This is a genomic window from Planktothrix serta PCC 8927, from assembly GCF_900010725.2.
GTDB lineage: Bacteria > Cyanobacteriota > Cyanobacteriia > Cyanobacteriales > Microcoleaceae > Planktothrix > Planktothrix serta.
Window position 1 is genome coordinate 1 of the sequence record NZ_LR734857.1, and the last position, 5,861, is coordinate 5,861.

General features: G+C 41.1%; 4 protein-coding genes. 3 read left to right on the plus strand and 1 reads right to left on the minus strand.

Translation table 11 applies throughout. The features are described 5' to 3' along the window. Positions 1 to 396, plus strand: a 396-nt coding sequence (locus tag PL8927_RS08160) for an RNA-guided endonuclease TnpB family protein (protein ID WP_156093134.1), incomplete at its 5' end; no start/stop codon positions are given. 5 nt (positions 397 to 401) lie between these two features. Here the strand turns inward: PL8927_RS08160 and PL8927_RS08165 are convergent. Continuing rightward, positions 402 to 1,559 (minus strand): glycosyltransferase, encoded by a 1,158-nt coding sequence (locus tag PL8927_RS08165; protein ID WP_083619560.1) that lies wholly within the window; start codon positions 1,557 to 1,559, stop codon positions 402 to 404. Positions 1,560 to 2,064: 505 nt separating this feature from the next. Between PL8927_RS08165 and PL8927_RS08170 the strand changes: the two genes are divergently transcribed. Both PL8927_RS08170 and clpX read left to right on the plus strand, forming a co-directional pair. Continuing rightward, entirely contained in the window at positions 2,065 to 4,119 is a 2,055-nt protein-coding gene (locus PL8927_RS08170) for a PAS domain-containing sensor histidine kinase (protein WP_083619561.1), read from the plus strand. Positions 4,120 to 4,303: 184 nt separating this feature from the next. Next, positions 4,304 to 5,650 (plus strand): ATP-dependent protease ATP-binding subunit ClpX, encoded by a 1,347-nt coding sequence (gene clpX / locus PL8927_RS08175; protein WP_083619564.1) that lies wholly within the window; start codon positions 4,304 to 4,306, stop codon positions 5,648 to 5,650. Positions 5,651 to 5,861: the final 211 nt, after the last annotated feature.

Sequence of the window (5,861 nt, forward strand, 5' to 3'; positions counted from 1 at the left end):
ATGGTTAAAAACCGGAAGCTATCCAAAGCAATATCTGATGTAGGTTGGGGAAAATTCGTCAACTTTATTGATTACAAGTTGAAGCAAAAAAATGGTGAACTTGTAGAAATTGATCGCTTTTTCCCTAGTTCCAAAACCTGCTCCTGTTGTGGTCATGTCTTAGATGAGTTATCTCTGGATATCAGGGAATGGGACTGTCCTAATTGCCATGCTCACCATGACCGTGACGAAAACGCTGCACTCAACATCAGGAATGAAGGGATCAGGATATTGACTGAAGGCGGAGGGAACCCCGTCTTTGCCGATGGAGGCTGTGTAAGTCCACCTGCTAGTAAAAGTAAGGGGCATCGGTCTGTGAATTCGGAAGCCTACACCGACCCGATTATGGCGGTGTAGGTAGTTCACCTGATATTTCCCGATTGGAATTGTTGCCAGCAATGCTCGACAAATCTCAAGTAATGCTCTTGGAACTGTTTGGGGCTGAATCCAGAGGCGTTTAATCGAGCCATATCGGGATTGAATTTGTCCTTAGACTGCTCAAATGCTTCTACAGTCTGCACTAATGCTTCCTCGGTTTGGGCTGAAAATAACAAACCCGTTGCGGAATCTGGATATTGTCGCAGATCTCGCACCGTTTCTAAAGCTCCCCCAGCACCGTAAGCAATTACCGGAGTTCCACAGGCTTGCGCTTCCACTAAAGCCATGCCAAAATCCTCACAGGAGGCGTAGACAAAGGCTTTAGCATCCCGCATATATTGGTCTACGACGTCATTAGGTTGCCACCCTAAGACCTGAACATTGGGTTTTGCCATCTCTTGAATTGCCTTTAATTCAGCCCCTGTACCAATCACCACTAACGGGTATCCGAGACGATTGAAAGCTTGCACCATCAAGGAGATTTTTTTATAACTGACTAAACGACAAACGGTTAAGTAAAAATCTTGTTTTTGAGGTTGAAACTCAAACCGCTCCACTTGCACTGGGGGATAAATTACCGTTGCTGGCCGACGATAACACCGCCAAATTCGTCGAGCCGTATGTTTAGAATTAGCAATAAAATAATCAACTCGGTTCGCCGAAACCACATCCCATTGCCGCAAACGATGCAACAGATAGCGCGTAAACACCCCTTGCAGCCCCTTTCCCGCTAAACTGCTGTTGAGATAGTCAAAGGTTAAATCCCAGGCGTAGCGCATGGGAGTATGGCAGTAACAGAGATGCAGTTGATGGGGACTGGTGAGAACGCCCTTGGCGACCGCATGGGAGGAGGAGAGAATGACGTCATAAGCTCGGACATCGAGTTGTTCAATGGCCAAAGGCAGTAAGGGTAAATATTTCTGTACCCCAGAACGAGCCTGGGGGAACTGTTGTAGGAATGTTGTGCCAATGGAGCGTTGATATAAATAGCTGTCAGGGTTCGTGGATTCAAAATCAATCAGCGCGTAAACATCCGCCTCAATATGGTTGAGAATTTCCTGAACAACGAGTTCTGAACCTCCTGTCGCCAGGGGTGTTAACCATTCATGAACCAGTGCGTATGTTAACGACACAGCAAACATCTAATCCAAGAGAGTGCAAGAATCAATATCCCACAACTGGGGAATTCGAGAAAGATTTTCAGATCTTGCTTTTAACTGCTAATCAGAAATTTTTTATTCGGGTTTGTCATCATCTATTTCAACTTTTTCCCTAAGATCACAATCCTTTTCCCAAAATTAGGTTATCCTATTCTAAACTATTCGGAATCATCAAAGTCATCCAGGGTGCAGGGGCAATGGGGGTGGTAATACAAGTTGACTCCGCCCTCAAATTTAGGGGTATTGGCATAATAGGGGTCTAACTTTTATTTAGACGGTTAGCCCCGAATTACGGTTCGCTGATGGGTGCTATTCTACCTTAAGTATAGGTGGCTTTCTCCTCCTTGATCAGATTGGGCATAACCCAGAGGATATTGGATTTATGCCGCCCAGCTCATTACGAGTTCATTTTCCCCTAATAGCTGTTAATAAAATACCAGTTCATGAGTCTTTTTTAAAACCCTCAATTTCACCTTGAAACTCTTGAATGATGCTAGAAGAAAAACTGTCTCCAGAATCCATTACGGATCAAGTTAACTCCCTATTTCCAGAAGTTGAAACTTGGAAAAATACAACCATTGACCTTAAAGTTTGGCACGATAAACAAAAAAATAAGTCATCCCATCCTGTGGATATTCCCGAAACCCCAATTGAACGACGAGAAATTTTTGAAGCGATCGCCGAAGCGACTCCCATTCCGATCATTATTAGTCGCTTATCTGATGGCTTAGTATTATATGCGAATGCCATGTCCAGTGCTTTATTTAATTTTTCGCTCAATCAAATCAAAACGATCAAAACTCTTGACTTTTATTCCCTTCCTTTAGATCGACAAAAATTAATTGAAAAAATCCTAGCGGAAGGTTATGTTCATAACTATGAATTGCAAGTTAAAAAAACCGATGGAACTCCCCTTTGGGTAATGGGTTCTTTTCAAATTTTACTGTTTCAAGGAGAACGAGCTATTCTCTCGATTTTCCATAATATTACGGAGCGAAAAAAAGCTGAACAAGCGTTACAAGCCAGTACAGAACGTCTGTATCGTCAGAATATTGCCCTGCGGGATTTAAGTCGAGAACAAACCCGCAATTGTGATCATTTAGATGTTGCAATTCGCCAAATTACAGAAACCGCCACCGAAACTTTAGAAGTGGATCGAGTCAGTGTTTGGCTGCACAGTGGCATTCGTTATTCTCTATTAGATATAGAACAATCTTCTGAGTTAAGTCCTGCTTTTGGAGATGAAGTTTGGGTCAAACAGAATGCTTTAGAATGGATCTGTTTAGACTTGTATGAACGTCAAAGCCATCACCATTCCCTCGAAGAATCATCTATTATTGAACATCATCTTCCCCCTGGCTCTACTCGGTTTAATTCTAAACCCTCCCCTTTGGCAAACTCTAGTTTATTTCCCCTGGATTTATCAACAGAATATTTATCCTTATCTTCTGACTTTTTACCTCCCCAATTTCTACTGCATCATCTTCCCACCTCCCACAATAACCGTTTAGATGTACCGATTTGGTTAGGAGGAAAAATTATTGGGTTTATTTGTGTAGAATATCCCATTAATCAGCAGGAATGTAGTCTGGAAGATCGGACATTTATTGATTCCTTAGCGAATTTAGTTGCTTTAGCTATTGAACGGTTTGAACGGCGAAAAGCTGAACAAGCAGTAGCTCAAGTCAAGGCTGAACTTGAAATTAGAGTTAAAAAACGCACGACAGAATTACAAGAAGCTGTTCAACAATTGCGCTCTGAAATGGTAGAACGGTTAAAAGTGGAGGCTATTTTACAAACGGCTTTAGAGCAAGCTCAAACGGCTTCCCAAGCTAAAAGTACGTTTTTAGCGAATATGAGTCATGAGTTACGAACACCGTTACACGCCATTATTGGTTTTAGTGATTTATTACTCGAAGAAGTCGTAGATCTTGAAATTAATGACTTAGTACCCGATGTCCAAAAAATTCGTCAATCCGGTTCCCATTTACTGACCATGATTAATGAAATTTTGGATTTATGCAAAATTGAAGCCGGACAGATGCCTTTGGATTTAGAAACCTTTGAAATCGCCAGTTTAATTCATGAAGTCGTCACATCTTTAGAAGCGCTTACGGAACAAAATCAGAATACGGTTGAAATTTGTTGTAAAAACAATTTAGATCTGATGGAGGGCGATATTACTAAAATTCGACAAATTTTTTACAATTTGCTCAGTAATGCTTTAAAATTCACCCGAAAAGGTCAAATTACCCTAACCGTGAACCGAGAACGGAATGGAGACTTAGATTGGATTTGTTTTCAAGTTAAAGACACCGGAATTGGGATTTCCTTAGAACAACAGCAAACTTTATTTGAAGCCTTTACTCAAGCCGATAGTTCCTTCTCTCGTCAATATGGCGGTACAGGTTTAGGCTTAACCGTAACCCACCATTATTGCAAAATGATGGGAGGACAAATTAAAGTTTGTAGTCAACTGGGAGTGGGTTCTACATTTACCGTTTATCTACCGACTTCCATCTCCTTAATCTCGGAAAAATAAAGAATAACTTTAAATTCCCACGTTTTCCTCATTCAGTGTTAGCTTAAAGGGAGAGAGTATTGAGTTGATCTTGCTTAGGATGTTCCCCAAAGGAAGCACATCCCAGCCCAAGCAGCGAACCAATTCAATTGATCTCCCCTATTTAGGGAAAAGCCACCAGCAATTAATTAAAGATTAATTCAATATGTCCAGATATGACTCTCACTTACGATGTTCGTTCTGCGGTAAATCTCAAGAGCAAGTTCGCAAATTAATTGCAGGCCCCGGTGTTTATATCTGTGATGAATGCGTTGAACTGTGCAACGAAATTTTAGAAGAAGAATTTTCTGACCGAAATAAAGCGACGGCTTCCGTCGGCGGTCAGTCAGATGCGCGTTCCTCAAAACAGTCTGCAAATAAAGGATTTTCTCTGACTTCAATTCCTAAACCCATCGAAATTAAAAACTATTTAGATGATCATGTTATTGGTCAAGATGGGGCGAAGAAAGTGCTATCCGTTGCAGTTTATAACCACTATAAACGCTTAAGTGCAGAAAAGTTAAAAAGTTCTGATTCAGCCACCGATGATCCGGTAGAATTGCAAAAAGCTAATATTTTGTTAATGGGGCCAACGGGCTGTGGCAAAACCTTACTGGCTCAATCTTTAGCGAAATTATTAGATGTTCCCTTTGCCGTTGCCGATGCGACAACTTTAACGGAAGCGGGTTATGTTGGGGATGATGTCGAAAATATTTTATTGCGGTTGTTACAGGTTGCTGATTTTGATATTGAAGCCGCGCAACGGGGGATTATTTATATTGATGAAATTGATAAAATTGCCCGTAAAAGTGAGAATACCTCGATTACACGAGATGTGTCTGGAGAAGGGGTACAACAAGCGCTCTTAAAAATGTTAGAAGGAACGGTTGTTAATGTTCCTCCTCAAGGGGGAAGAAAGCATCCCTATCAAGATTTTATCCAAATTGACACCAGTAAAATTCTATTTGTTTGTGGGGGGGCTTTTGTTGGTTTAGAAAAACTAATTGAACAGCGCTTAGGTAAGAAATCCCTCGGTTTTATTCAGTCGGGAGAAAACAATAAAACGGCGGTTTCTCCCCTCCAGTCCGATGATATTTTGTATCATGTTCAACCCGAAGATTTAGTCAGATTTGGATTAATTCCCGAATTTATTGGCCGACTTCCGGTTTTAACTCGCGTTTCTCCCTTGGATGAAGGCGCTTTGATGCAAATTCTCACCGAACCTAGTAATGCTTTAGTCAAACAATATAAAAAGTTATTACGCATGGATAATGTGCGTTTAGAATTTGAACCGGAAGCACTCAGTGCTATTGCTAAAGAAGCCTTCCGTCGCAAAACAGGAGCGAGAGCATTACGCGGAATTCTGGAGGAATTAATGTTAGAAGTCATGTATGAAATTCCCTCCAGAAAAGATGTAGTTCGCTGTGTGATTACCCAAGAAATGGTAGAAAAACGTTCCACAGCAGAAGTCCTCTGGCATCCGGCTTGGCATTTACAACATGAGTCGGCATAATCCTAATTACTTATCTTTATTAACTTGCTCCTGTAAATTAAATTCTAGGGGCAAGTTTATGATTTTTATGCCCTCGGATAACAGTAAAATTACTAATCAACACTTAAGGATATGAAAAGAAGCCTCCTGATATAGCACTACGCATTACAGTTAGGACATTTCTAAATCTTGAAACCCTTTCACTTCTTACTGTTCCCTGTTCCCTGTTCCC